Source organism: Paenibacillus sp. 01T442 (genome assembly GCF_056398345.1).
On record NZ_JBFTPF010000201.1, the window covers coordinates 1 to 1,032 of the forward strand.

The 1,032-nt window shown below is 40.5% G+C and carries 1 pseudogene; it reads left to right on the forward strand.

Going from position 1 to position 1,032, the window contains the following annotated elements:
* Positions 1-213, forward strand: a pseudogene (locus AC1DLM_RS35405) (zinc-dependent alcohol dehydrogenase); the annotation flags it as partial.
* Positions 214-1,032 lie beyond the last annotated feature (819 nt).

Below are 1,032 nucleotides of genomic sequence, written 5' to 3' on the forward strand. Positions count from 1 at the left end.
CGGGAAAATATGGACTATCCATTAGGTTATGTACGTTGGACGGAGGGCCGTAACACAAGGGAATACATACGGCTGCTTGCTGAGAAATGCATCTGTATTCGGCCGCTAATTAGCGGCATATATCCGATTGACCGTGTAGAAGAGGCCTATGAAAGCTACATGACGCCATCAACTACGATGGGGACATTGATTCGGTACGGAGTGGGGAGCTAATAGTTGAAGGAGCGCTCCCAGTATAGGAGATAAAGATGAAACACACACTGGTTGTCTTCAAATGGGATAAAAGGAAAGGATGAGTGGGGGGAGTCAATTATTTTTCAAATCATTAAAAGAGAAATATTGAATAAAACAGATGGGGATTTTGTTGGTTCAATAAGGAGTTTACCATTTGCAAAATATGATCTTGATTAGTCAATTAACCAACGAGAGATTAAGCTTCGTCAGCTTCGTCACATCTATCTAAGGGGTGGAGGTCGGTCTTTCTAACGGAACAGGTCAGAGCCTTTTTGCGTAATGTATCCCGATACTCCGTGCTTTCTTTGTCATCCTGCGAATACCCCAACTTGCGTGAGGTCAGGTTTAGTTTTTGTAGGAGGACAAGAACATAAATGTATAAGAAGCCGCGGTTTATGCGGTTTTTATTTTTATGGATACAACTTCTTGTCCTTTTCGAAAGACAAGAAGTTGCACAGATATCCGAAGGAGAACATGAAAGTGATATGTTCTCCACAGTAGCAGAACAATACGTATTTATGGTTCATTTTTTAGGAATCCATTCACCCTTATGTCCCGTAAATCGAGAYGTGGTATAGGTTCTTGGATTGAAATAGCGAACGCATTTTACTAATGAATTTTGAGGTTGCCGTGAAATTTCATCGGCAGCTTATTAAGCTTATCGGGCAGATTAACGCAACTTTCATTGCATTTACAGAGTCTACATATATGGAATTATTTGTTAGGTTTAAGATCGGGGTGGTGATTTTCATGCTTATGGAAGAAGAAGTCACTGTATTACTGAGAGTAGGCTTACTA